Origin of the sequence: Rhizobium mongolense subsp. loessense (assembly GCF_900099775.1) — a bacterium.
Lineage (GTDB): Bacteria > Pseudomonadota > Alphaproteobacteria > Rhizobiales > Rhizobiaceae > Rhizobium > Rhizobium loessense.
Window position 1 is genome coordinate 42,318 of sequence record NZ_FMTM01000015.1, and the last position, 25,837, is coordinate 68,154.

Below are 25,837 nucleotides of genomic sequence, written 5' to 3' on the forward strand. Positions count from 1 at the left end.
TTTTCCCTTTCCATCAATTGCCGAAGCGGAAGGGCGGCAAGCCCTCGGCGTCCACGTCGAAAGCAACGACCGTGCCCGCTTCGAAATGTCCGCTGCGGTTGGTCGACAGGCTCGTGACGAAGAGCGTCCGCATGTCAGGACCGCCAAAACACGGCATCGTCGGCGCGGCGACCGGCAGAATGTAGATTTCAAGGATCTCACCGGCGGGAGAAATCCGGTTAAGCCGGCCGGCGGAAACACCCGCACTCCAATAGTAGCCGTCCCGGTCGGTTGCGCCGCCATCGGGCCGGCCCTCCTCCTCCGAAAAGACGCGAAGCCGCCTGGCGTTCGCGAGCTCGCCCTTTTCCGGATCGAAATCAAAAGCCTGCAGGAAACATTGGCGGCTGTCGGAGTGATACATGCGCCGGCCCTCTGGTGACCAAGCAAGCCCGTTGGAGCTGGTCAGCCCTGTTGCGACGGTCCGTGCGCTGCCGTCCGGCCCCAGGCGGTAGAGCGCAGCGTCACTGGTCTGCGGCTTGGCCTCGCTCATGGACCCGACCCAGAAATGGCCGTCGGGGCCGACCTTCCCATCGTTGAGACGACAGTTGGCGCGCGCCACCGGATCGCACAAAAGCTCGAAGTCTCCGGAAACGGGATCGAAGAGATGCAGGCCCGTTCGAAGTGCGACCACTACACGCCGGTCGCGGCAAAGCCCAAGGCTGCCGGTTGCGGAGGGCATGTCAAAGCGATCGACCTTTCCTTGCGGTGAGATCCGGATGACGGCTGGCGCTTGTATGTCGACAAGCCAGAGCGTGCCGCTCTTTTCGTCCCATACCGGCGATTCACCCACTCCCAGCGGCTGCTGCAGCACCGGACGGACTTGCGGACGGACGATCCGCGGCGCCGTCATGGAACCGTCTCCGGGTTCTTGGCCAAACCCTCGGCATCCCGCAAGCGGATGTTGCCGTCGTGATTGGTCTCGCAGAACGCTCCGCCCTGGAAGGCAAGGGCGACCGGCCCTTCGGACGGCTCCTCGATGCGAGCATGATCACGAGGCCGGTCTTGGGGCTGGTAGCCAAGTCTGCTTGCCAACCCGTTGTTCCACCAACGCTCCTCGGCGTCGGAAACGCCATAGACGACGGTTGCGGCGATGAGGGGGTGGGTAAGGCCGATTCCGACCAGTTGCGCCAGGTCACGTGCACTGATCCAGATTGCCACGGACCGCTCGCTGTCCGGATAGGTGCCCGCGTTGCCGATGCGGATGGAAAGAGTGCGAATGCCGCAGGTGTCGTAATATAACCCTGCCACGAGTTCGCCCCAGCACTTGGAAAGCCCGTAGGGGCTGTCCGGACGCATCGGATCCAGCGGCGAGACGAGCTGGCCGCGCGGATAAAAACCGGTCACATGGTTGCTTGAGGCGTAAACCACCCGTTCAACCTTGTTGATCCGCGCCGCTTCATAGAGATTGTAAGTGCCGAGGACATTCGCATCCAAAATAGCGCGCATGTCGAGGCCGCTTGCTATCCCGGCCAGATGAACTACGCCGTCAACCTCTTGCAGGGCAGCATTTGCCTCATCGCGCCCTGCAAGATCGGCTCTCACGAAGCTTTCGTTCTTGCCCAGCGCTGCAGGCTCGTCGATGTCGATCAGACGCAGTTGCTCGGCATGCGGCCGAAGAAGCGGCCTCAGCAATGTGCCTACGCGCCCGGCAGCGCCTGTGAGGGCCAGCCGTTTCATCGTTCCTTCCTCCCATTATCGCTCAAACGCCCTGGAACATGCGGGCGCGCGCATTCAATATGTGTCTCTTCATGGCGTCGTGGGCCTCGGCTTCGTTTCGCGCAAAGATCGCCGCCACGATGACCGCGTGTTCATCCTGGACGCTTCGTATCTGTTCGGGCGTCCGTTTGAGGCTCAAGCTTCGCGTCACGGAATGTCCGATTGCGAAATGCGGCCTGAACCATTCGCGTACCGTGATGTGGAACTGGTTCCCAGTCGCCATGGCAATCGCATCGTGAAGCGCCTGATCCTCCTCGGCGCCAAGCTTGCCGTCCCTCAGACATTGTTCAATCGCAGAAAGGGCAGCCATTATCCGCTCCTTGTCGGCTGGTTGCCAGTTGCGTGCAGCAAGTTCGGCAGCCTCGGCCTCCAGGCCGGCGCGGAACTCGAAGAAGCGCTGCACGTCGGCAAGCGAGCCGACCGGGACCATTTTCAGCATGGAGGAATCCGGCCGCTGGCGTACATAGGAGCCCGACCCCTTGCGCGAGACGACCAGTCCGTCGACCCTTAAACGCTCGAGCGCTTCACGCACGACCGGCCTCGATGCGCCAAACATGACGGCAAGCTTCGATTCCGGCGGCAGCCGTTCATTCACCGGAAAGTTTCCGTCCGCGATCATCCCCACGATCTTCTCGTAGATGATGTCGCTGAAACGTGTCGCGCCCCTGCTGGGGTCGGCAACGGCCGACAGTTTCATCATCGTCCTTCTTCCTTCTGCCGCCAGGCAGCAAATTTCGCAGAGCCCCCATCACCGGGACCGTTAGGGCCGAGTATGCTCTGGCGCGACCATCTTTTGCGGCGACTCCAACCACTTTCCATGTTCAAGAGCTACTAAATCTGTCATTATCTGTCAACTCTTGTAATTATTTGAGAAGATGTCTATGGTCGGCTCATGGCGCTGAGAAGGGCGTCTTGCGCCGGGTTGGGAGCTCGTCGCGCCGGTTCACACCAGGTCGTTCCGGCACAAAAGGGGAGGAACTTCGATGCGTGACGAAATATTGTCTCGCGACGTGACGAGGCGCGCCGTGCTCGGCGAGCGTTCGGCGACCATCTTCGGCGAACGGGAACTTATCGAAGAAGAGCTGGTGGACGTGATCCAGCCGGATACCGGCCGGGCTGGCGGCATTACCCAGATGAAGAAGATTGCGGCGATGGCCGAGGCGCATCATATCCAGGTGGCACCGCATTCCGGCTCGCTTGGCCCGGACGCCGAATATGCGGCCCTGCACGTGCTTGCTGCGATCCCCAATGCCCTCATCCTCGAGCGCATCGATGACGACTGGGACGGCCGCCGGCATACGATCGTGCCTCATCCCGAGCAGGTCGACGGATTGATTGCAGTTCCTGACGCGCCGGCGCTTGGCTGCGACATCGATGAGACTTTCGTGGCTCGCTTCCCAAGTGGCGGTAACGTCTCGGTACCCGTGCCGGAGGATGGCGGCTCCTACAATCCCGGAACCTACAACGAGCATCTCTAAGTGCAGACGCGTCTGTCGCGCCGCGCCTTTTTCAATCGATAGCAGGACAACAAGATGAAGATCGACCGCATGCGGGTTTTCATGACCCGCGACAAGGACCGTCCCCGCGTGATCGTGGCACTCGACACGGATGACGGCCTGACAGGATGGGGCGAATGCTATAACCATGGTCCGGACAAGGCGCTTCCGCCGCTCTTGGATTATCTCTACGCCTTCCTGTCCGGCCAGGATCCGACACGTGTCGACTATCTCGTTAATCTGCTCATCCAGCAAAGCAGATTTCCGCCAGGCGCATTGGGGCTGGCTGCAATCTCCGCCCTCGATCACTGCCTGTGGGACCTAGCCGCCAAAGCCGCAAACGTCCCCGTCTACAAGCTTCTGGGCGGCGAAGTGCGCGATCGCATCAAGGTCTATGCGGGCGTCTATACGGCACCGGATGCGCCTGCGGCCCGCGACGAGTTCGACCGTTTGAATGCTGATTGGGGTTTTACCGCTTTCAAGCTCAGCCCGTGGCGCATCGACATGCACGCCCATCGCTGGGGCAACGTCGTCAAAGCCTCGGCGGATTATTTTCGCACATTGCGGGAAACCGTGCGCGACGACTATGAAATCGCGTTTGATGCGCACGCCAAGATCTTCGAGCCGATTGCAGCCCGCCAGCTCGGCAATGCGCTCGCACCTTATGATCCGCTGTTTTACGAGGAACCGCTTCGTCCGGAAAACATCGAAGCCTGGGGCGACCTCAAGCAGGGGCTCAACTGTGTGCTCGCGACCGGGGAATCGCTTTACAATCGAAATGAGTTCCTGCGTCTGCTGCAGGTGAAGGGCGCCGATCTGATACAACCCGATATCTGCGTGGTTGGCGGCATCAGCGAAATGCGGCGGATTGCGTTTCTCGCCGAGGCTTTCTTCGTCGGCGTGGCACCCCACAACCCCATGGGCCCGCTGGCGACCGCGGTCAACGTTCACTTTTCGGCTGCCGCCCAGAACTTCCGCATTCTCGAATACCGATTGCCGAAGGGCCAGGCCTACGTCTATGGCGGCAACGACATAGAGAAGCGGCAGGGCGAGACGCGATATGTCGTCGATCCATATCTGCCGAAGGACGGCTATCTAGAACTGCGGCCCGATCGGCCCGGCTGGGGCGTGGAGATGGACGAAGAGGCAATGACTGAGGAAGGTTACGTTCATTGGCAACGGCGCGTCCCGAAACGGCCAGACGGCTCCTATGCCTTTGCTTGAAAGCGAGACACGCTCCAAGAGCAGCCCGCTGACCGGCGCCATCCGGCGGTCAACGGGTTGCAACATCGTTTTCATCCCAGTCACAGTAAAATGCTGGTTCCACTCGCGCTGAACCCTTCATCAGCGATACCGTCGAGGGCAAAACCCAGCCCAGGGCATTTATAAGATTTTTATATTGGCGCTCTTCGCCCCGTCTCGAACCTTTATGCGGTTCGGCCGCATATTGATGCTCGAGAGGTCGACCAGATCATCTCCACGCCAGAAAGCATGAAAGGTGTCCGTTTTTCAAAACGGCGCCTCTCGTCTTGTCTGACGCCAAAGAACAACAACAGGAGCCAAGATCGATGATGGACATCATCCTGCTCGGCATCGCGGTGGCATTCTTCGCACTGTGCTTTGCCTATACCAGCGCCTGCGACCGGCTCTGAACGGAGAACGACATCATGACGCTCGATTATATCCTAGGCGGCGCGGTGACGGTGTTTCTGACCGTTTACCTCACCTATGCCCTCATTCGCCCCGAGCGCTTCTGACTAGGAAGCACCGGGTACTGAAAGTTACCTCTCATGACCCTCAACGGATGGCTTCAGATCCTGCTTTACTGCGGGATCGTCCTCGTGCTCGTCAAACCGCTCGGCGGCTACATGACGCGTGTCTTCAACGGCGAGCGCACGTTCCTCTCGCCGGTCCTCGTTCCGATCGAACGGGGGCTTTATGCCATTGCCGGCACCAGCGCGCGCGAGGAACAGCATTGGACCTCCTATGCTTTTTCAATGCTGCTTTTCAATTTCCTGGGCGTACTCGTGCTTTATGCGTTGATGCGCTTGCAGGCCGGTCTGCCCTATAACCCCGCCGGCATGACCTCCGTGCCGCCGGAACTGTCGTTCAACACCGCCGTCAGCTTCGTCACCAACACGAACTGGCAGAATTACAGCGGCGAAGGCACAATGTCCTACCTTACGCAGATGGCAGGGTTGACTGTTCAGAACTTCGTGTCGGCGTCAACCGGCATCGCCATCGCTATCGGTTTGATCCGCGCCTTTGCGCGCGCCTCCGGCAAGGCGATCGGCAATTTCTGGGTCGATATGATCCGCAGCACACTCTATGTGCTCCTGCCGCTCTGCATCGTACTGACGCTGGTCTATGTTTACCTCGGCGTGCCGCAGACACTCGGCTCTTACGTCGAAGCGACGACGCTTGAGGGCGCCAAACAAACGATCGCTGTTGGCCCCGTCGCCTCGCAGCTCGCAATCAAGATGCTCGGTACCAATGGCGGCGGTTTTTTCAATGCCAATTCCGCGCATCCCTTTGAAAATCCCGATGCCATCTCAAACCTCGTCCAGATGCTGTCGATCTTTGCGATTGGCGCAGCCCTGACCAACGTCTTCGGCCGCATGGTCGGCAACCAGCGTCAGGGCTGGGCGATCCTTGCCACCATGGGTGTCCTGTTCGTCGTCGGCGTTGGCATCACCTACTGGGCAGAAGCCGCCGGTAACCCGCTGATGCACGCCTTCGGTCTCAATGGCGGCAATATGGAAGGCAAGGAAGTCCGCTTCGGTATTGCGCTCTCCTCGCTCTTTGCGGTCATCACGACCGCCGCTTCCTGCGGCGCGGTCAATGCCATGCATGGCAGCTTTACGGCACTCGGCGGGCTGGTCCCTCTCGTCAACATGCAGCTCGGCGAAATCATCATAGGCGGTGTCGGCGCTGGCTTCTACGGCATCCTGCTCTTCATCATCGTTGCCGTTTTCGTGGCAGGCCTGATGGTCGGCCGCACACCGGAATATCTCGGCAAGAAGATCGAAGCCAAGGAAATGAAGATGGCTGTCCTTGCCATTCTCTGCCTGCCTTTGGCCATGCTCGTCTTCACCGCGATTGCCACGGTGCTACCATTGGCCGTTGCCTCAGTCGGCACGACGGGTCCGCACGGCTTCTCGGAAATCCTCTATGCCTATACGTCGGCTGCGGCAAACAACGGTTCGGCTTTCGGTGGCCTGACCGGCAACACGCCCTGGTACAACATCACGCTCGGTATCGGCATGCTGATGGGCCGCTTCCTGGTCATCATTCCGGCACTGGCGATCGCAGGTTCGCTGGTCACCAAGAAGACGGTTCCGGCCTCCGCAGGCACCTTCCCGACCGATGGCTTGCTCTTCGTCGGGCTTCTGACGGGCACGATCCTGATCGTCGGCGGCCTCACCTTCTTTCCGGCGCTGGCGCTTGGCCCGGTCGTCGAGCACCTGATGACGATCACCGGCCAAACCTTCTGAGGTGATGTCATGATCCTTGGTCACAGGCTCCGAAAGACTTTCAGTTCACGTCCCGGTTTGCCGGGACGTGAAAGCGAGCGGATGACGCGCGCTTCCAACATCATCCTCGTCATGATGGCCAGCCTCCTCGTCCTCCTCGCCGCTCTTAGAATTTTTCATGGCTGACCGGAAACCCGGTCGCCCCACCTCGTTTCAAGCTGGAGTCTCTTATGAGCCAGGCAAAATCCGCGAGCATCATGGATTCTCGCATCCTCATTCCGGCCGTGGGCGCCGCTTTCAAGAAGCTTAACCCGCGCACGCTTGCCAAGAACCCCGTCATGTTCGTCGTGGCCACGGTTTCCGCCCTCACGACCATCCTTTTTATCCGCGACCTTGTCGGCAGCAGCGCAGACCTGGGCTTCTCATTCCAGATCAATCTCTGGCTCTGGTTCACGGTGCTCTTTGCGAACTTCGCGGAGGCTGTCGCCGAGGGCCGCGGCAAGGCGCAGGCCGATTCGCTCCGCAAGGCCCGCACGGAGACGCAGGCCAAGCTGCTTACCGCCAACAACGGCAGCGGCTATCGCCTGGTGCCCGGCACGAGCCTCAAGATCGGCGATCTCGTCCTCGTCGAGGCCGGTGACATCATCCCGTCCGACGGCGAAGTCGTCGAAGGTGTGGCCTCGGTCAACGAAGCGGCCATCACGGGTGAATCTGCCCCGGTCATCCGCGAATCCGGCGGCGACCGCTCGGCTGTTACCGGTGGCACGCAGGTGCTTTCCGACTGGATCCGTGTTCGCATCACGGCGGCTGCGGGATCGACCTTCCTTGATCGCATGATCTCGCTCGTCGAAGGTGCGGAACGCCAGAAGACACCGAACGAGATCGCGCTCAATATCCTGCTCGCAGGCATGACGCTGATCTTCGTTCTGGCGACCGCAACGATCCCGAGCTTTGCGATCTATGCCGGCGGCTCGATCCCGATCATCATCCTCGTTGCACTCTTCGTGACATTGATCCCGACGACGATCGGCGCCCTGCTCTCGGCGATCGGAATTGCCGGCATGGACCGCCTCGTCCGCTTCAACGTGCTGGCCATGTCCGGTCGCGCCGTCGAAGCCGCCGGCGACGTGGATACGCTGCTGCTCGACAAGACCGGCACGATCACGCTCGGCAACCGTCAGGCAACTGCCTTCCATCCGGTCGGCGGCGTTTCCGAAGAGGAGCTTGCCGACGCAGCCCAGCTCGCTTCGCTTGCCGACGAAACGCCAGAAGGCCGCTCGATCGTCGTGCTCGCCAAGGAAAAATACGCAATCCGCGGCCGGGAGATGGCGAACCTGAAGGCACATTTCGTGCCCTTCACTGCCCAGACCCGGATGAGCGGCGTCGACCTCGAGGGCTCGTCAATACGCAAGGGCGCAGTCGACGCAGTGCTTTCCTATGTCGGCTCGGGCTCTGCTTCCATCTCGGGCAACGCTGCGGTCGCCATTCGAACCAAAAGCGACGTGGTGAAGGAGCTGCAGGCAATTGCCGACCAGATTGCCAAGGCCGGCGGCACGCCGCTTGCCGTTGCCCGCAACGGCCATCTTCTTGGCGTCATCCAACTCAAGGATATCGTCAAGGGCGGCATCCGCGAACGCTTCGCCGAATTGCGTCGCATGGGTATCCGCACCGTGATGATCACCGGTGACAATCCGATGACCGCTGCTGCGATCGCCGCAGAAGCCGGCGTCGATGATTTCCTGGCGCAGGCAACGCCGGAAAACAAGCTGACACTGATCCGCCAGGAACAGGCGAAAGGCAAGCTCGTCGCCATGTGCGGCGATGGCACCAACGACGCACCAGCCCTTGCCCAGGCCGATGTCGGTGTCGCGATGAATACCGGCACGGTCGCCGCCCGTGAGGCCGGCAACATGGTCGACCTCGACAGCGATCCGACGAAGCTCATCGAGATCGTCGAAATCGGCAAGCAGCTGTTGATGACCCGCGGCGCGCTGACGACCTTTTCGATCGCCAATGATATCGCCAAGTACTTCGCCATCATCCCGGCGATGTTCCTGACCTTCTATCCGCAGCTTTCCGCGTTGAACGTCATGGGTCTGTCGTCGCCGCAAAGCGCTATCTTGTCGGCAATCATCTTCAATGCGCTAATCATCATCGCGTTGATCCCCTTGTCGCTCAAAGGCGTGCGCTACCGTCCGATTGGTGCCGGCGCGCTGCTTTCCCGCAACCTTTTGATCTACGGTCTTGGCGGTATCGTCGTCCCCTTCGTCGGCATCAAGGCGATCGACATGCTGATCACCGCTGCCCGCCTCGCATAAGGAGTTCGAGCAATGTTGAAACAACTTCGTCCGGCAATCGTCATGATCGTTGCCACCACGGCCATCACCGGCCTGCTTTACCCGCTCGCCATGACCGGCGCAGCCCAAGCACTCTTCCCAGTTCAGGCAAACGGCAGCCTGATCGAGAAGGACGGCCAGGTGATCGGCTCGGCGCTGATCGGCCAGGCTTTTACCGCAGACAAATATTTCCACGGTCGTCCTTCGGCGGCAGGCGACGGCTACAATGCCGCAAGCTCCAGCGGTTCGAACCTTGCCCCGACCAGCCAGAAGCTGATCGACCGCGTGAAGGCCGACTACGAAGCGGCCAAGGCCATCAACCCTGGTGCAGAGGTCCCGATCGATCTCGTGACCGCCTCCGGAAGCGGCCTTGACCCGGATATCTCGCCGGAAGCGGCCTATTTCCAGGTGCCGCGCGTCGCCAAGGCCCGCAACATGGACGAGGCGGCGGTGAAAACCCTGGTGGACAGCGTCATTCAGCGCCCTGAACTCGGCATCCTTGGCGAACCCACGGTCAATGTGCTGGCATTGAACCAGTCCCTTGATGCTTCTATGACTGAGTAAAGGCTGAGGGCTCCGGCACTTGAGCGCGCCAGGCCCTGCTTGCAAGAAAGACGACACGCATGCCGGACGACAAAAGCGATCAGGCCGCAAGGCCCTCGCCGGACGCGCTTCTCGAGAAAGCGCGGGCGGAAACGCGCGGCCGGCTGAAGATATTTCTCGGCGCCGCACCTGGCGTCGGCAAGACTTATGAGATGCTGGTTTCGGGACGGGCAAAGCTTGCCGACGGCATCGACGTCGTTGTTGGGGTCGTCGAGACCCACGGCCGCAAGGAAACGCAGGCGCTGCTCGACGGCTTCCGTATCATTCCGCGGGCGAAGGTCCAGTATAAGGGCCACACCCTGGAGGAGATGGATCTCGATGCCATCCTCGCCCGCAAGCCCGATCTCGTCCTCGTCGATGAGCTCGCCCATACGAACGCAGAAGGCAGCCGCCACCCGAAACGTTATCTCGATGTCAAGGAGCTGCTGGACCGCGGCATCGATGTCTATACGACGTTGAATATCCAGCATGTCGAGAGCTTAAACGACGTCGTTTCGCAGATCACCCGTATCCGCGTTCGCGAGACCGTACCGGACTCGGTGATCGACTTGGCTGACGATATCGAGATCATCGATTTGACGCCCGACGACCTGATCAAACGCCTGCACGACGGCAAGGTCTATGTGCCGAAAACGGCCGAACGCGCGCTGAGCAACTATTTTACGCCCGGAAATCTGACAGCGCTTCGTGAACTCGCATTGCGCAAGACCGCACAGCGCGTCGACGACCAGCTCGTCAGCCATATGCAGGCGCATGCCATCTCCGGTCCCTGGGCTGCCGGCGAGCGTGTGCTTGTTTCGATCGATCACCATCGGCGATCAGCCTCGCTGGTGCGTTATGCGACGCGCATGGCTTCGCGGCTGCGCGCGCCGTGGTCAGCGGTCTATATCGAAACCAATCAATCGATCAGCCTGACAGAAGAACAGCGAGATACGATCGCTGCCACGCTGCGGCTCGCCGAGCGGTTAGGCGGCGAGGCTCTTACCCTTCCCGGCAGCGGGGTCGCCGAGGAATTGCTTCGCCACGCAGGCGCCAACAACGTAACACATATTGTGGTTGGATCGCCACAGAAGGCGACATGGCGCCAATGGTTTCAGCACTCGCCGGTCGACGAGCTGATCCGGGGCGCCGGTGGCATCAGCGTTCACGTCATCTCCGGCAACGAGAACGACGGCAATGCAGGCCGCGGTATCAAGCCGGCACCCGCATTGCCGGCCTTCAACATCAAGGCCTATCTGCTTGCAACGATCTATGTTGCGGCAGCACTCGCCTTCAGCACGGTGCTCGATCAGGTTCTGGACGTACGCAACCTTGCTCTCGTCTTCCTGATGGCCGTCCTCACCTCCGCCGTACTCCACGGCTTGCGGCCGGCACTCTACAGCTGCATTCTGGGCGCACTTGCCTTCAACTTCTTCTTCCTGCCGCCGCGTTTCACCCTGACGATCAGGGACCCCGAAAGCGTGGTCGCCTTCTTCTTCTTCATCGGCGTTGCCGTGATTGCGAGCAATCTCACGGCGACCGTTCAGCGCCAGGCAGCGGCCGCTCGCCAGCGTGCGCGCACCACCGAGGACCTTTATCTTTTTTCCCGCAAGCTTGCGAGCACCGGCACGCTCGACGATGTACTGTGGGCGACGGCCTTTCAGATCGCCTCGATGCTCAAGGTGCGGGTCGTCCTGCTCCTGCCCGAAGGGGATACGATCGCAGTCAAGGCTGGATATCCGCCCGACGATACGCTGGACGATGCCGACATCGCCGCAGCAGGCTGGGCTTGGGAACACAATCACGCCGCCGGGCGCGGCGCCGATACGCTTCCCGGCGCAAGGCGCCTTTACGTGCCGCTTAGAACCGGGCGCACCGCCGTCGGCGTCATCGGTCTCGACAGCGATCGCCGCGACGGCCCGCTCTTTACACCCGAACAGCAGCGGCTCCTGGATGCGCTTGCCGATCAGGCAGCACTTGCCATCGAGCGCATACAGCTTGTCGCCGATGTCGATCGCGCCAAGCTTGCCGCCGAAGCCGATCGCTTGCGCTCCGCCCTGCTGACATCGATCTCGCATGATCTGAAGACCCCGCTCGCAGCAATTCTCGGCGCCGCCGGCACGCTGCGCGACTATTTCAGTTTTATGCCGGTGGAAGACCGAAACGACCTTCTGGCGACGGTCATCGATGAATCCGAACGCCTGAACCGGTTCATCGCCAACCTGCTCGACATGACGAAGATCGAATCCGGAGCCATGGAGCCGAACTATGGTCTGCACTATCCCGGCGACATCGCGGGTAGCGCGCTCAGAAGGGCCGCCAAGATCCTTGACCGTCACAAGCCTGAGATGATCATGCCGGCTGACCTGCCGATGGTGCGCGTCGATCCGGTGCTCTTCGAACAGGCGCTCTTCAACCTGCTCGACAATGCCGCGAAATATGCGCCTGAAGGTTCGGCAATCCGTATCGAGGGATGGGCCGACGCCGCAGAGGTCGTCATTCAGGTCGCCGATGAAGGCCCAGGCATTCCACCGGCTGACCTGACGCGCATCTTCGACACCTTCTACCGCGTCCGCAAGGGCGATCAGGTGCGCGCCGGAACGGGCCTTGGCCTTTCCATCTGCCGCGGCTTCATAGAAGCGATGGGCGGCACGATCTTCGCCGGAAACCGCAAGGACCGCTCCGGTGCCGTCTTTACGATCCGTATGCCAAAACCCAATGACATTCCCAAATTGGACGAACTCAAATGACCGGTTCAGCCGTGAAAATTCTCGTCGTCGACGACGAGCCGCCGATCCGTAAACTGCTTCGTGTCGGGCTCAGCGCACAGGGCTACGCGGTTCAAGAGGCGCCGAATGCCGCCAGCGCCCACCAGGCGGTAAAGGATAGTGCGCCGGATCTCATCGTTCTGGACCTCGGACTTCCCGACAAGCCTGGCCATGATCTGCTGCGCGAATGGCGCGAGGACGGTCTTTCGATGCCCGTCGTCATTCTTTCCAGCCGCACCGACGAAGCGGGCATCGTCAAGGCGCTTGAAACCGGCGCCGACGACTACGTGACGAAACCCTTCGGCATCAACGAGCTCGGGGCCCGCATTCGCGTGGCGCTCCGCCACCGGCTGCAGCAGCAGGGAGAAAAGGCAATCTTCCAGACGGGCGGTCTTTCCATCGATCTCGTCAAGCGGATCGTCAAGCTCAACGACAAGGAGATCAAGCTGTCTCCGAAGGAATACGATATCCTGCGCGTCCTTGCCCAACATGCTGGCAAGGTGCTGACGCATCAGTTCCTCCTGAAACAGGTCTGGGGGCCGGCTGCCGACGTTCAGTATCTGCGCGTCTACGTCCGCCAGCTGCGGCAAAAGGTGGAGCAGCTCCCGGACCAGCCGCAATATATCACGACCGAGACCGGCGTCGGTTATCGGCTCAGAGAGCCGGATTGAGTTCCGGCATCTTATCCTGCCAATACGACAACGGGAGAGACATGAAGCTCGCAGACATCATCCGGCCGGAGCATACCTTCATCGGCGTTTCCGTGTCGACGAAGTGGCGCGCGCTGCAAAATCTCGCCGAAAAGGCCGGCAATGCGTTTAACATTGAGGAAAAGACGATCCTCCAGGCGCTGGAAACCCGTGAAAACCTCGGCTCGACTGGCATCGGCAATGGCATTGCCGTACCACATGCGGTGATCGCCGGCATGACGAGCCCGCGCGGCCTTGTGGTGCGCTTCGCCCAGCCGCTGGACTTCGAGGCGATCGACGATCTGCCGACGGATATCGCCTTCTTGCTGCTTTTCGGAGAAAGCAACCGTGGCGAATATCTCAACGTGCTTGCCGCCATCGCGCGACGCCTGCAATCGGAAGGCGTCCTTCAGTCGATGCATAAGGCGAGAAACGTCGATGAGTTCTATTCGAGTTTCATTGGAGATTCACGGCCATGAGCGAACGCGGCTTGAGTGCCGCGCTTTGCGTCTGTTGATCCGAGCTGAAAGCGTGTTGCCCGCGGTGCGGGGTGCGTCATGGCGAGCGGGCCGAAATGGTGCTTTTCCTGTAACGGCACACGATCGGTGACGGTCGGGACGTCCGTTTCGATTTTGCCCGCGGAATGGGATGGGTTTCTAAAAGCACATCAGGAACCGGAAGAACTTTCGTTCCGTTATACGACCAAGTTGATAGAGTTTACGTAGAACGAAGGAGGTTCCCCATGCCGTCAATACGGATCACCCGATTCCTCGCGGCCGCTGTCTTTGCAGGCAGCATCGCAATCGGCGCCACTGCCCCGGTTTTCGCCGATCAGACGCTTCTCAACGTGTCTTACGATCCAACGCGTGAATTGTATAAGGATTTCAACGCGGCCTTTGCCGCAAAGTGGGAGAAGGACACCGGCGAGACGGTCACGATCCAGACCTCGCACGGCGGTTCGGGCGCCCAGGCGCGTTCCGTCATCGATGGTCTTGAGGCCGACGTCGTGACCCTCGCACTCGAAGGCGACATCGATGCGATCGCCAGCAAGACCGGCAAGATCCCGGCAGATTGGAAATCCAGATTCCCGAATAATTCGGCGCCCTATACCTCCACCATCGTTTTCCTGGTTCGCAACGGCAATCCGAAGGGTATCAAGGACTGGGGCGACCTGATCAAGGATGACGTTCAGGTTATCACGCCGAACCCGAAGACTTCGGGCGGCGCGCGCTGGAATTTCCTCGCCGCCTGGGCATGGGCCAAGCAGGCAAACGGCGGTGACGACACCAAAGCGCAGGATTTCGTAACGAAGCTGCTGCAGCACGTTCCAGTTCTCGATACCGGGGCTCGCGGCGCAACGACGACCTTCGTCCAGCGCGGCCTGGGCGATGTTCTGCTTGCCTGGGAAAACGAAGCCTATCTCTCCTTGGAGGAGCTCGGGCCGGACCAGTTCGAGATCGTCACGCCGACCCTGTCCATCCGCGCCGATCCGCCGATTGCGGTCGTCGACGGCAATGTCGATAAGAAGGGCACGCGCAAGGTTGCCGAAGCCTATCTCAACTATCTCTACTCCGACGAAGGCCAGAAGATCGCTGCAAAGCACTTCTACCGCCCGAGCAAGCCGGAGGTCGCCGACAAGGCGGACATTGACCGCTTCCAGAACCTGAAGCTCGCAACCATTGACGACTTCGGCGGCTGGAAGGAAGCACAGCCGAAATTCTTCGGTGATGGCGGCGTATTTGACCAAATCTACAAGCCGGCCCAATAATACCTCGCATGAAAGCACATAGCCCCACGCGGTGGCGGTTCAAACGGCCGAGCGTCATTCCAGGCTTTGGAATGGCGCTCGGCCTTACCTTGACCTGGCTCACCCTTTTAATCCTCATCCCCCTCTCGGGCCTCGCCTGGCGTTCGAGCGAGCTTGGCTGGGACAAGTTTTCGTCAATTGCATTCGATCCGCGCACGCTGAGCGCGCTTCGCATCAGCTTCGGCGCGGCTTTTGCCGCCGCCTGTGTCAACGCCGTTTTCGGCGTCGTCCTTGCCTGGGTGTTGGTGCGGTACCGTTTTCCCGGCAAGCGGGTGATCGATGCTATGGTTGATCTGCCTTTTGCACTGCCGACCGCGGTTGCCGGCATAGCCCTGACGACGCTCTATGCGCCGAACGGCTGGATCGGCCAGTTCCTGACGCCGCTTGGCATCAAGATCGCCTTCACACCGCTCGGCATCGTCGTTGCCCTCGTCTTTGTCGGCCTGCCTTTCGTCGTGCGTACCGTGCAGCCGGTGATGGAAGAGATCGACAAGGAGGTGGAAGAAGCTGCCGCAACGCTTGGTGCCAATCGCTTCCAGACGATCTTCCGCGTCCTTCTTCCAGCCCTCGCGCCTGCCGTGTTGACAGGCTTTGCATTGGCCTTTGCGCGCGGGGTCGGCGAATACGGTTCGGTCATCTTCATCGCCGGCAACTTGCCGTTCAAGTCAGAGATTGCGCCGCTTTTGATCGTCATCAAGCTGGAAGAATACAACTACGCGGCCGCGACAGGCATTGCGGCAGTCATGCTGATCATCTCGTTCATCATGCTGCTCGTGATCAATCTTATCCAGAGCTGGAGCAGGCGGAGGTACGGGAATGGCATCTGACACGATCCCTCGCTCAACCAAGGTCCGCTCGGTCGTCACCGAAACGAAGTTCGCCCGCTGGACACTCATCGTCCTGTCGCTGGTCTTCCTCCTCCTTATTCTGCTGCTGCCGCTTGCGGCTGTCTTCGTCGAGGCCTTCCGCAAGGGCGGGAGTGCTTTCTTCGAGGCGCTGCAGGACGCCGAGACCTTCTCGGCGATAAGTCTGACGCTTATCGTCGCCGGTATCAGCGTGCCGTTGAACCTATTTTTCGGCGTCGCGGCCGCATGGGCGATCGCCAAGTTCGAATTCAAGGGCAAGGCCATCCTGACGACCCTGATTGACCTGCCTTTCTCGGTTTCGCCGGTTATTTCCGGCCTCGTCTTCGTGCTGCTTTTCGGTGCCAATACCTATCTTGGAAAATGGCTCGATGCGCACGACATCAAGATCCTCTTCGCAGCACCCGGACTGATCCTTGCCACAATGTTCGTGACCTTTCCCTTCGTCGCGCGCGAACTGATCCCATTGATGCAGGAACAGGGAACGGCGGATGAAGAAGCGGCCCTCTCACTGGGTGCCAGCGGCTGGCAGACCTTCTGGCATGTGACGCTGCCCAACATCAAATGGGGCCTGCTTTATGGCGTGCTTCTTTGCAACGCCCGCGCCATGGGCGAGTTCGGCGCCGTCTCAGTCGTCTCCGGTCACATCCGCGGCCAGACGAACACCATGCCGTTGCAGGTGGAAATTCTCTACAACGAGTATAATTTCACCGGCGCTTTTGCCGTTGCAACATTGCTTGCCTTGCTTGCGCTTGTGACTCTTGTTTTGAAGACGCTGCTCGAAATGCGATACAGCGAAGAAATCGCTGCCAGCCGGCGGCACTGAAGGAAATAGAATGGAAGTACGCGTTCAAAACTTGCGCAAGGAATTCGACCGCTTCCCGGCGCTCCATGACATCTCGCTCGATATCCGTTCAGGAGAGCTGATCGCGCTGCTCGGCCCATCAGGCTCAGGCAAGACGACGCTCTTGCGCTTGATTGCCGGCCTCGAAAGCCCGACCGAAGGTCTGATCTATTTCGGCGATGAGGATGCATCGAAAAAGACCGTGCAGCAGCGCAATATCGGCTTCGTGTTTCAGCACTATGCTCTTTTCCGCTACATGACGGTGCTCGACAATATCGCCTTCGGGCTCAAGGTGCGCGATGCAACGCGCCGCCCCACAAAGTCCGCGATCCGCAGCCGCGCACTGGAACTGCTGGATCTCGTGCAACTTTCCGGTCTGGAAAAGCGCTATCCGGCCCAGCTTTCGGGCGGTCAGCGCCAGCGCGTCGCGCTCGCGCGCGCTCTTGCGGTAGAGCCGAACGTACTGCTTCTCGACGAGCCGTTTGGCGCGCTCGACGCCCAAGTGCGCAAGGACCTGCGCAAATGGCTTCGTGAGATCCATGACCGCACCGGTCACACCACGGTTTTCGTCACGCATGATCAGGACGAAGCGATGGAACTTGCCGACCGCGTCGTCGTCATGAGCCAGGGCGCGATCGAGCAGGTCGGCACGCCGGACCAGGTCTACGACAATCCGAATTCGCCCTTCGTCTTCGGTTTCGTGGGCCAATCGAATTGTCTGGATGTGCGCGTTGCGGGGGGCGAACTTTGGTTCGAAGACCGTCCCCTTGGCTTGAGGGCGGAAAATGAGGAGGACGGCAGCGCGCAGCTCTATTTCCGACCGCACGACATCGAACTGCGCGACGGCTGCGGTGGATGCATCGCCGGTCTGCTCGTCTCCAGCCGCCGCGTTGCCGGTACGCGCCATATCGAGGTCAACATCGGCAAGGATCACCCGTCGATCGAGCTCGAATTGGCGCCCGAGCAAGCTGACAGCCTTGACCGCAACCGCATCGCCTTCCGCCCCAAACGCTGGAAGCTGTTCAGGAACGCCTGACGATCCTCGCCCTCGCGAAAAGGGGTAAAACGGCGCGAACCCGAAAGTTCAAAAGTGTTGCCAGGGTCCTCTCCAACATAGTGCCGGCGGCTTCGATGAGAGCCGCCCGCACTTATATATTGCGCATTTCCTAATTTAGCGGAATATAGATCAACCATACCCGGCGAAACGTTTCGGCAACCATGTGTCAGATGGAGGGGTTCATGTCTCTCGCGATCAACGATACCGCACCGGATTTCCAGGCAGAAACGACTGAAGGCAAGATTGGATTTCATGACTGGATCGGCAATTCCTGGGCTGTCCTGTTTTCGCATCCCAAGGATTTCACGCCGGTTTGCACCACAGAACTGGGCTACATGGCCAGGATCAAACCCGAATTCGACAAGCGTGGCGTGAAGATCATCGGCCTGTCGGTCGATCCTGTCGATCGCCATGCCGGTTGGGCAAGCGACATTAAGGAGACGCAGGGCGCTGCACCGAATTTCCCGATGATTGCCGATACCGATTACAACGTATCGAAGCTTTATGGCATGCTCCCCGCTGCAGTCTCCGGCGATCCGACAAAGCGCACGCCGGCCGACAACCAGACCGTGCGCAACGTCTTCGTCATCGGCCCCGACAAGAAGATCAAGCTGATCCTCGTCTATCCGATGACCACCGGCCGCAATTTCGATGAAGTGCTGCGCGTGATCGACTCGCTGCAGCTGACCGCCAAGCACAGGGTCGCCACGCCGGCGAATTGGAAACAGGGTGAGGATGTCATCATCGCCGGTTCGGTGAGCGACGACGAGGCCAGGACGATCTATCCGAACGGATGGACCGCACCGAAGCCCTACATCCGGATCGTCCCGCAGCCAGAGGCTTAGGTGCTGCATCGGGTGGAGCAATTTGCAAAAGGCAGGTGCCGATGATCTTCCGCCAGCTCTTCGACAGTGTCTCCGGCACCTACACCTATCTTATCGCCAGCCGAAAGGGAGGCGAGGCGCTCATCATCGATCCAGTCCTCGAAAAGGTCGACCGCTATCTCAAGCTGGTGGAGGAGCTCGACCTCAAGCTGGTCAAGGCCGTGGATACTCATCTGCACGCTGACCACGTTACCGGGCTGGGTGCGCTGCGCGACCGGACCCATTGCGTTACAGTGATGGGCGAGCAGACGCTTGCCGATGTCGTCTCCATGCGCGTCACGGAGGGCGACCGCGTGGCGATTGAGGGACTGAGCCTCGACGTCCTTTACACACCGGGCCATACGGACGATTCCTATTCATTCCTCATGAATGGCCGCGTTTTTACGGGCGACACGCTGCTCATCCGCGGCACTGGGCGTACCGATTTTCAGAACGGCAACCCGTTCCAGCAATATGACTCCATCTTCAACAAGCTCCTCAAACTGCCTGACGAGACCCTGGTCTATCCGGCGCACGATTATAAGGGCGACACCGTTTCCACCATCGGTGAGGAAAAGCTCTTCAATCCGCGCCTGAAGGTCAGCTCAGCCGACGAGTACGCCGACCTCATGAATAACCTGAAGCTTCCCAATCCGAAGATGATGGATGTGGCTGTGCCTGCAAATATCCATGTCGGCCTGCATCAGGACGAGATTGCACGCAAGGGCTGGGCCGTCTCGGCAGCAGAGGCCTTGGCGCTGAACGGGCGTCCCGACATTGCAATCGTCGACCTGCGGGAGAAGGGAGAACGGGAAAAACATGGAACGATTCCTGGCTCTCTTCATGCGCCCTATCCGGACCTGCAGGAAAACATCAGCACCGGCGGCATGTTGCATGAACTGGCAGCGGCGACCGGCAAGCGCATCGTGTTCTACTGCGCTTTCGGCGAGCGCTCAGCAATGGCCGTCCAGGCAGCCCAGGATGCCGGCTTGGCCAGCGCCTGCCACATCGAAGGCGGCATCGATGCCTGGAAGAAAGTGAACGGGCCGCTGATCCGATAACTATCTGAGCAATTCGTGGGCCGCCGCGACGATTGTCGCCAGTCGGTCGAGGCGGAAGAGATTTCGTCAGCCAGCTCTATTTCCCTCGCTGTCGAATAGATGCAGATGTTGCGCCGGAAAGGATACGCCGACTTCGGGCCCGGCCGTCAGCGCTTCGCGATCCAGCGTGAAGACCTTGAATGGCAGGCCATGCAGCGACAGATGCAGGATGATGCCGAAGCCGGTGGGTTCGACGAGCTCGACCTTGGCACGCATTCCGCCTTGATCCGACATGACCACATGCTCAGGGCGGATGCCGAGCGTGACTTTCGCGCCGCTCGAAAGCGCAAGCGGCGCTGACAGCGGAATAAGGGTCCCATCCTTCAGCCTGACCCCGCTCGTCTCGCATGTCGCATCCAGGAAATTCATGCCCGGAGAACCGATGAAGCCCGCGACGAAAAGATTGGCGGGCCGATCGTAAAGCTCGAGGGGGCTGCCGACCTGCTGCACCACGCCGCCATGCATGGCGACGATCCGGTCGGCGAGCGTCATTGCCTCGATCTGGTCGTGCGTCACATAGATTGAGGTCGCCTTCAGGTCGGCGTGCAGTTTTTTGATCTCAGCACGCATCTGTTCGCGAAGACGTGCGTCGAGGTTCGAGAGCGGTTCATCGAAAAGGAAGGCCTTGGGCTGGCGAACAATGGCCCGGCCCATGGCGACACGCTGCCGCTGCCCGCCCGAAAGTGCCTTTGGCCGCCGTTCAAGCAGCGGATCGAGGCCGAGCTTGGAGGCGGCATTTGCAACCGCGCTCGCAATCTTTTCCTTCGCCGTCTTCCTGAGCCTTAGGCTGTAACTCATGTTGCCGGCAACGTTCATATGGGGATAAAGCGCGTAGGACTGGAACACCATGGCGATGTCCCGGTCTTTCGGATGCAACTCGTTGACCCGGTTCCCGGCGATGCGGATTTCGCCGCCAGTGACCTCTTCGAGCCCCGCGATCATGCGCAGCAGGGTCGACTTGCCGCAGCCAGACGGGCCCACGAGGACGACGAATTCGCCATCCTTGATCTTGAGATCAACGTCATGCAGCACCTGGACGTGGCCGTAGGCTTTCTTGATGTTCTGGATATCGATCGATGCCATGTGACTAACCCTTGACTGCGCCGGCCGTCAGGCCCTGAACGAGATAGCGCTGAATGAGCAGGAAGAAGAGGCCGGCTGGAATGAGCGCCATGACACCCGCCGCCATCATCTGCCCGAAATCCACGGAGAATTTCGAAACGAATGTGAGAAGGCCGACCGGAAAGGTTGCCGCCTCATTGCCGTTGATAAGCATAAGCGCGAAGAGCAGCTCGCTCCAGGCCGCGGTAAAGACGAAGCCGAGGGTTGCCGCGATTCCCGGCAGCGTCAGCGGCAAGATGATCTGCCGGAAGGCCGTGAACTGCGTCGCTCCGTCGATCATCGCAGCCTCCTCGAGATCCTTTGGAATGCCGTCGAAAAAGGATTGCATCAGGAACGTCGCGAAGGGCACGTTGAAGGCCGTATAGACGACGACGAGGCCGGTCAGACTGTTCGTCAGGTGCAGCGGCGAGAGGATCTTGAAAATCGGTGCGACGAGCATGACCAGCGGGAACATCTGCGTCAAAAGCATCAGCGCAACGATCCAGTATTTTGCGCGGAAGTTGAAGCGCGACAGCGCATAACCGGAAAGCGACGCGCAGATCGTCACCGCCACCGCAGTCGAGGCCGAGACGATGAGGCTGTTCTTGAAGAAGGTTGGAAAGGCGCTGTGCTGAAGCACAAAGGAATAATGTTCCCAGGTCGTACGCGACGGCCACATGCGCACGCCCTCGCTATAAAGCAGGTCGTTCGGCGTGACCGAGACCTTCAGCAGCCAGAAAAGCGGAAAGAGCGCGAAACCAATATAGCACAGGATTGCAAGCCGATGGGCGATGGTCGCAATGGTGGATCGTCTCATCTGTTCAATCCTTCAGCAGGGTCTGCCGCAGCAGGATGATCAGCATGGAATAGGCAAGCAGCAGTGCGAGCAGAACCAGTGCGATGGCCGAGGCATAGCCGAAATCGAGCCGTCTGAACGCCTGGGTGAAGATATAGCTGGCGACGATCTGCGTCCGGTCCGCCGGTCCGCCGCCAGTCATGACGACAATGAGATCAGCAAAGTTCGACACCCAGACGGTCCGGAGCAAGACGGTGATGGCAATCGTCGGCGCAAGGAAGGGAAGCGTGATCGAACGGAAGCGCTGGACCCAGCCGGCGCCATCGATCGATGCCGCTTCATAAAGATCGCGGGGAATTGCCTGAAGCGCTGCGAGCAGCGTGATCGCGAAGAACGGGATGCCCCACCAGACATTGGCGATGATCGGTCCCCACATTGCATATTGCGGATCAGAAAGAATGTTACCAGGCGCGCCGGTCAGCCCGAGGCCGAAGAGCCAGTGCGGAATTGGCCCGATCACCGGATTGAAAAGCCAGGCCCAGTTGAGGCCCGCAAGGAAGGACGGAACCGCCCAGGGCAGAAAGACGAGTGCCTGCACGATGCCTCTGCCCCAGAACGGCTTATCGAGCAAAAGCGCCAGGATGAGCCCGAAGATGAACTGCAAGATCACCGAAGCGCCCGTCCACCATAGCGTATTGCGAAGCGCGCCGTAAAAGGCCGCATCTTTCGAAAGGGCGCGGAAGTGCTCAAGCCCGATGAACCCGCCGGAAAATGGGTTCAGAAGCTGGATATCGCGAAAGGCGTAGGAAATGCCGACAGCCAGCGGCGCCAACATAACCGCGATGATGAGGATCAGCGACGGTGCGCTGTAGAGATAGGGCTCCGAGGCATCTGCAAGACGCCTTAGCCACGGCCTGCGATGTTGGCCCCTGTTCAATGTGTCGGCGATCATGGTCATCGGCCAAATTCCGGTTCGCGGCGCTGAGGGCGCCGTCTGTCTCGTCGGGAAGAATAGGCGGCGGATCGCTCCGCCGCCCCTGGCACCTACTTTTTGGCCAGGAACTTCTGCTGCGCCTTGGTCAAGTAGTCGGCCCACTGATCGGCCAGCTCCTTTGGAGTAATGTCGCCAAGGAGTGCCTGCTGCGAGGTCTTGATCGCCAGCGAATCCTTAAAGAAGGCGAATTCTTCGAGGTAGGTCGGCATGACGGTCGGAACCGTGTTCGGGTCAGCCAGTTCCTCGAACCAACCTTTGAACTGATCACCTGCATAGAAGGGATCCTTCTCGGCCGCAGTATAGGCCGGCAGAGCGCCGATCTTCTTGTTCCACTCGATGTTGCCTTCCGGACCTTCAAGCGTTGCAATCAGCTTCCAGGAAAGGTCCTTGTTCTGGCTCGTCGTGAACATCGACCATCCCGCATAGCCGATCGTGGGGAAGGATTTGCCATCCGGCCCCTTCGGCAGCGGGATGACGCCGAAGTCTTCCTTCTTCATGCGCTCGGCAATGGCGATCAGCGCATCAGGATCCTGGTCGAGAAAAGCGCAGGTGCCAGAATAAAAGCCGGCAACGACCTCATTAAAGCCCCAGTTCACACTGTCCTTCGGCGCATAGCCCTTCTTGTAGAGGTCGACCATCCACTCGATGCCCTTTGTCCAGCCGGGGCTGTTCATGGTCGAAGTGCCGTCTTCGTTGAAGTACTTGTTGTCGCCTGCCATGGAGGCTGCAAAGATCATCCAGCCATTTAAGCCGCCCGGGCCGCCGCGCATGCAGTAGCCGTATTTTCCGGAGATCTTGGAGACTGCTTCGGAGGCTTTGGCAAATTCGTCCATCGTCTTCGGCGGTTCGTCAACGCCTGCTTCCTGAAGCAACTTCTTATTGTAGAACATGGCACGCAGATAGAAGCCGTAAGGCAGCATATAGGCCGTATCCTTGACATCGCGCCCGAGTTCGAGCGCGCGCGGCGTCAGTTCCTTGGTGTGCTCCCACTTTTCCAGATAGGGTTCAAGACTTTCAAGCATGCCATTGTTGCCGTAGAGCGAAAGCCAGGTGTCCGGCATTTCCATCACGTCCGGCGTGTCGCCCGCCGACACCATCGTCGCGAACTTCTGGAAGGCTTCGTTCCACGGCAGCGAGATGATTTCGACCTTGGTGCCCGGGTTTTCGGCTTCGAACTTACCGACGATCGATTTGAGGGTCTCTGTGCGCTCCGGGCTGGTGATGACTTCGACGAGTTTCAGCGTCGTATCGGCAAAGGCTGTGCCTGCCATCATCGCTGCGAAGAGCGTTGCGGTTATCAGTCTCTTCATGCTCATTCCCCCTTTTCGGTGTTCTTTCAGTTGACGGTTATGAAGCGGCGGCAATCGCCTCTTCGATATCCCTCCACAGTGCCTCGGTTCCTTCGAGGCCGACATGGAGGCGTACGGACCGCGGATGAATGCCAAAGGCATGTGCGGAATTCGGCTGCGCTTTCTGCTGGAGCACAACCTCGCCCGGTACGATCAGGCTTTCATGCCCACCCCAGCTTACACCCAGTTTGAAAAGCTTGAGGTGGTCGGCAAAGGCGCGGATATCGACACCTTCGCGGAAAATGAACGAAAAGAGCCCAGATGTTCCGTTGAGGCCAGTGGGCAGACGATTGGAAAGTCCCGGATGACAGACCTGCTCGACGACATCGAACTTCTGCAGGCGCTGGGCGATGGCCATCGCCGCAGACTCGTGGGCCCTCATGCGAAGCGGCAGCGTCCGGAGACCGCGGATGAGAAGCCAGGCGTCGAAGGGCGAAAGCTTGGCGCCGAGATAGGGATAGGCCTCGGCCTTGATGCGCGCGATCATCTCCTTGGAACCGGCAATGACGCCGGCGACGACGTCGCTGTGGCCGCCGAGATATTTCGAAGCCGAATGGATAACGAGATCGACGCCTAATGTCAGGGGCCGTTGGAAGAAGGGGCTCGCCCAGCTGTTGTCAATCATGGTGACGGCCCCATGGCGCTTGGCGAGTGCCGCAAGCGCGCCAACGTCATGGGCTTCCATGACCCAGCTCGTGGGGCTTTCCATGTAGAAGAGCCTCGCCCCGGGCAGCGCCCTGGCGACTGCCTCCTCGTCGCGCCCGTCGACATAGGTGACCTCGATCCTCATCCGTTTCAGGATCGTGCCAAACAGGCGGAAAGCATCTGGATAGACGTGCCGGACCGCTACGATCCGGTCACCGGGCTCTACAAAGCTTAGGACCGCCGATGAGATCGCCGCCATGCCGCTCGCAAAGCCGAGGGCATCTTCCGCGCCCTCGAGCTTGGCAAGCATCTCCTCGAACATCCGCACAGTCGGGTTAAGCCCACGTGTATAGATCGGCCGCATCTTCTCGCCGCGATAGGAAGCGATCATGTCATCGTAGTCGGAGAAGGTGAAAAGCGACGTCTGAAAAATCGGCGGAACGACCGCATCAGCGAAGTGACCCTCGTCATGGGCGGTGATCAGCGAAGCAAGCTCGAAGGGTTCCAAGCCGTTGCTCATTTGGACATTTCCTTGATGTCTTCCTCGACAACCTCGAGGATTTTCAATGTTTCTTCGCGGGCAGCCTCGGCGTCCTGGGCAACGATGGCGTTGAAAAGCGTGCGGTGGAACGGAAAGGACCGGCGCGCAAAGTCTTCCCGGTCGAATGGATGAGTCCAAAAGCGCTCGAAGGTCTCGCGCATCTGCTCAAGAAGCTGGCCGAACAACGGGTTATGGGTTGCGTCATAAACGGCCATGTGAAATGCGAGGTCTTCGGGACCGGACGTACCCTTCGCTTGGTGCACGCGCTCCATTTCATCGAGCTTCTCTTCGATGACGGCGAGGTCCCTGGCCGTTCTGCGCCGCGCAGCCACCATGCCTGCTTCGCATTCGATGCCGCGGCGAACCTCCAGCGTCTGCAGGAGGACGTCACGAAGATGCGCCGTGTCAAGTGACAGCGGCATGTGGATGGTCGCCTTGGAAACCGGCTTCAAGAGATAGGTGCCGCTTCCCATTCGCGTCTCAATCACTCCAAGCGCCTGAAAATGCCGGATCGCCTCGCGAATAGTCGAACGGCCCACAGCAAGGGCTGCCATAAGTTCACGTTCGGCAGGCAGCCTGTCGCCTGCCTTAAGCTTCGCCGCCTCAACATAGTGAGCCAGCGCCTCAGTCACCTGACGCGCACGATCCATGGCGGGAAGCGGCCGGATCAAGGGGGTATCGCCGACATTTGCCTTCATGGTTCCCCAGTTGACTTCTTAAAGCAGCAGCTTGTCAAATTGGTCTGACATCTTAGCATTTCGCAAAGAACCTGCGCCGT

At 60.0% G+C, this 25,837-nt stretch carries 24 protein-coding genes and 1 pseudogene; 16 read left to right on the forward strand and 9 right to left on the reverse strand.

Features of this window, described 5'->3' with window-relative positions; genetic code table 11:
* Window positions 1–13: 13 nt before the first annotated feature.
* The 3 genes from BLP23_RS29370 to BLP23_RS29380 are packed head-to-tail and all read right to left on the reverse strand — an operon-like array spanning window position 14 to window position 2,452.
* Entirely contained in the window at window positions 14–889 is an 876-nt protein-coding gene (locus BLP23_RS29370; RefSeq protein WP_092588248.1) for an SMP-30/gluconolactonase/LRE family protein, read from the reverse strand.
* Window positions 886–1,716, reverse strand: coding sequence for an NAD-dependent epimerase/dehydratase family protein (locus BLP23_RS29375; protein WP_092588249.1), 831 nt, complete (start codon window positions 1,714–1,716; stop codon window positions 886–888). The genes BLP23_RS29370 and BLP23_RS29375 overlap by 4 nt, the downstream gene beginning before the upstream one ends.
* A gap of 22 nt (window positions 1,717–1,738) precedes the next feature.
* Window positions 1,739–2,452: a FadR/GntR family transcriptional regulator gene (locus BLP23_RS29380; RefSeq protein ID WP_092588310.1), complete on the reverse strand. Its 714-nt coding sequence runs from the start codon at window positions 2,450–2,452 to the stop codon at window positions 1,739–1,741.
* 334 nt (window positions 2,453–2,786) lie between these two features.
* Between BLP23_RS29380 and BLP23_RS29385 the strand changes: the two are divergent.
* The 16 genes and pseudogenes from BLP23_RS29385 to BLP23_RS29455 all read left to right on the forward strand — a co-directional run.
* Window positions 2,787–3,233 (forward strand): annotated as a pseudogene (locus tag BLP23_RS29385) (enolase C-terminal domain-like protein); the annotation flags it as partial.
* Between the two features lie 54 nt (window positions 3,234–3,287).
* A complete protein-coding gene (locus BLP23_RS29390; protein ID WP_092588250.1) occupies window positions 3,288–4,475 on the forward strand; it encodes a galactarate dehydratase in 1,188 nt (395 codons plus the stop codon).
* A gap of 305 nt (window positions 4,476–4,780) precedes the next feature.
* A complete protein-coding gene (locus tag BLP23_RS35005) occupies window positions 4,781–4,903 on the forward strand; it encodes a hypothetical protein (RefSeq protein WP_267890116.1) in 123 nt (40 codons plus the stop codon).
* A 15-nt stretch (window positions 4,904–4,918) separates the two neighbouring features.
* On the forward strand, window positions 4,919–5,008 hold the full coding sequence (locus BLP23_RS29395; protein ID WP_022717970.1) for a K(+)-transporting ATPase subunit F: 90 nt from the start codon (window positions 4,919–4,921) through the stop codon (window positions 5,006–5,008).
* A 33-nt stretch (window positions 5,009–5,041) separates the two neighbouring features.
* Window positions 5,042–6,745 carry a potassium-transporting ATPase subunit KdpA gene (gene kdpA / locus BLP23_RS29400; RefSeq protein ID WP_092588251.1) on the forward strand — a complete coding sequence of 568 codons (1,704 nt, stop codon included), beginning with the start codon at window positions 5,042–5,044 and terminating at the stop codon, window positions 6,743–6,745.
* A 209-nt stretch (window positions 6,746–6,954) separates the two neighbouring features.
* The gene (gene kdpB / locus BLP23_RS29405) at window positions 6,955–9,042 is read left to right on the forward strand and encodes a potassium-transporting ATPase subunit KdpB (protein ID WP_092588252.1); all 2,088 of its coding nucleotides are present in this window, start codon (window positions 6,955–6,957) and stop codon (window positions 9,040–9,042) included.
* A gap of 12 nt (window positions 9,043–9,054) precedes the next feature.
* Window positions 9,055–9,624, forward strand: a complete 570-nt coding sequence (gene kdpC, locus BLP23_RS29410; protein WP_092588253.1) for a potassium-transporting ATPase subunit KdpC — start codon at window positions 9,055–9,057, stop codon at window positions 9,622–9,624.
* 59 nt (window positions 9,625–9,683) lie between these two features.
* Window positions 9,684–12,392, forward strand: a complete 2,709-nt coding sequence (locus BLP23_RS29415) for a sensor histidine kinase (RefSeq protein WP_092588254.1) — start codon at window positions 9,684–9,686, stop codon at window positions 12,390–12,392.
* Window positions 12,389–13,081, forward strand: a complete 693-nt coding sequence (locus tag BLP23_RS29420) for a response regulator transcription factor (RefSeq protein WP_092588255.1) — start codon at window positions 12,389–12,391, stop codon at window positions 13,079–13,081. Before BLP23_RS29415 ends, BLP23_RS29420 begins: the two co-directional genes overlap by 4 nt.
* A 41-nt stretch (window positions 13,082–13,122) precedes the next feature.
* The gene (locus BLP23_RS29425) at window positions 13,123–13,578 is read left to right on the forward strand and encodes a PTS sugar transporter subunit IIA (RefSeq protein WP_092588256.1); all 456 of its coding nucleotides are present in this window, start codon (window positions 13,123–13,125) and stop codon (window positions 13,576–13,578) included.
* A 263-nt stretch (window positions 13,579–13,841) separates the two neighbouring features.
* On the forward strand, window positions 13,842–14,867 hold the full coding sequence (locus BLP23_RS29430) for a sulfate ABC transporter substrate-binding protein (RefSeq protein WP_092588257.1): 1,026 nt from the start codon (window positions 13,842–13,844) through the stop codon (window positions 14,865–14,867).
* An 8-nt stretch (window positions 14,868–14,875) separates the two neighbouring features.
* Window positions 14,876–15,733: a sulfate ABC transporter permease subunit CysT gene (gene cysT / locus BLP23_RS29435; protein WP_092588258.1), complete on the forward strand. Its 858-nt coding sequence runs from the start codon at window positions 14,876–14,878 to the stop codon at window positions 15,731–15,733.
* Complete coding sequence (cysW, locus tag BLP23_RS29440) at window positions 15,723–16,595, forward strand: sulfate ABC transporter permease subunit CysW (RefSeq protein ID WP_092588259.1); 873 nt, start codon at window positions 15,723–15,725, stop codon at window positions 16,593–16,595. The genes cysT and cysW overlap by 11 nt, the downstream gene beginning before the upstream one ends.
* A gap of 10 nt (window positions 16,596–16,605) precedes the next feature.
* Window positions 16,606–17,649 carry a sulfate/molybdate ABC transporter ATP-binding protein gene (locus BLP23_RS29445; protein WP_092588260.1) on the forward strand — a complete coding sequence of 348 codons (1,044 nt, stop codon included), beginning with the start codon at window positions 16,606–16,608 and terminating at the stop codon, window positions 17,647–17,649.
* Between the two features lie 203 nt (window positions 17,650–17,852).
* Complete coding sequence (locus BLP23_RS29450; RefSeq protein WP_092588261.1) at window positions 17,853–18,515, forward strand: peroxiredoxin; 663 nt, start codon at window positions 17,853–17,855, stop codon at window positions 18,513–18,515.
* Window positions 18,516–18,556: 41 nt separating this feature from the next.
* Window positions 18,557–19,594 (forward strand): MBL fold metallo-hydrolase, encoded by a 1,038-nt coding sequence (locus BLP23_RS29455; RefSeq protein WP_092588262.1) that lies wholly within the window; start codon window positions 18,557–18,559, stop codon window positions 19,592–19,594.
* A 66-nt stretch (window positions 19,595–19,660) separates the two neighbouring features.
* Here the strand turns inward: BLP23_RS29455 and BLP23_RS29460 are convergent, their stop codons facing one another.
* The 6 genes from BLP23_RS29460 to BLP23_RS29485 all read right to left on the reverse strand — a co-directional run bounded on the left by BLP23_RS29460 (window position 19,661) and on the right by BLP23_RS29485 (window position 25,757).
* Window positions 19,661–20,716, reverse strand: a complete 1,056-nt coding sequence (locus BLP23_RS29460; protein WP_092588263.1) for an ABC transporter ATP-binding protein — start codon at window positions 20,714–20,716, stop codon at window positions 19,661–19,663.
* Window positions 20,717–20,720: 4 nt separating this feature from the next.
* Window positions 20,721–21,551 (reverse strand): carbohydrate ABC transporter permease, encoded by an 831-nt coding sequence (locus tag BLP23_RS29465; protein WP_022717984.1) that lies wholly within the window; start codon window positions 21,549–21,551, stop codon window positions 20,721–20,723.
* A 4-nt stretch (window positions 21,552–21,555) separates the two neighbouring features.
* Window positions 21,556–22,488, reverse strand: a complete 933-nt coding sequence (locus tag BLP23_RS29470) for a carbohydrate ABC transporter permease (RefSeq protein WP_092588264.1) — start codon at window positions 22,486–22,488, stop codon at window positions 21,556–21,558.
* Window positions 22,489–22,574: 86 nt separating this feature from the next.
* The gene (locus BLP23_RS29475; RefSeq protein WP_092588311.1) at window positions 22,575–23,834 is read right to left on the reverse strand and encodes an ABC transporter substrate-binding protein; all 1,260 of its coding nucleotides are present in this window, start codon (window positions 23,832–23,834) and stop codon (window positions 22,575–22,577) included.
* A gap of 37 nt (window positions 23,835–23,871) precedes the next feature.
* Window positions 23,872–25,038, reverse strand: coding sequence for a PLP-dependent transferase (locus BLP23_RS29480; protein ID WP_092588265.1), 1,167 nt, complete (start codon window positions 25,036–25,038; stop codon window positions 23,872–23,874).
* Window positions 25,035–25,757: a FadR/GntR family transcriptional regulator gene (locus BLP23_RS29485; protein WP_092588266.1), complete on the reverse strand. Its 723-nt coding sequence runs from the start codon at window positions 25,755–25,757 to the stop codon at window positions 25,035–25,037. Before BLP23_RS29485 ends, BLP23_RS29480 begins: the two co-directional genes overlap by 4 nt.
* Between the last annotated feature and the right edge of the window lie 80 nt (window positions 25,758–25,837).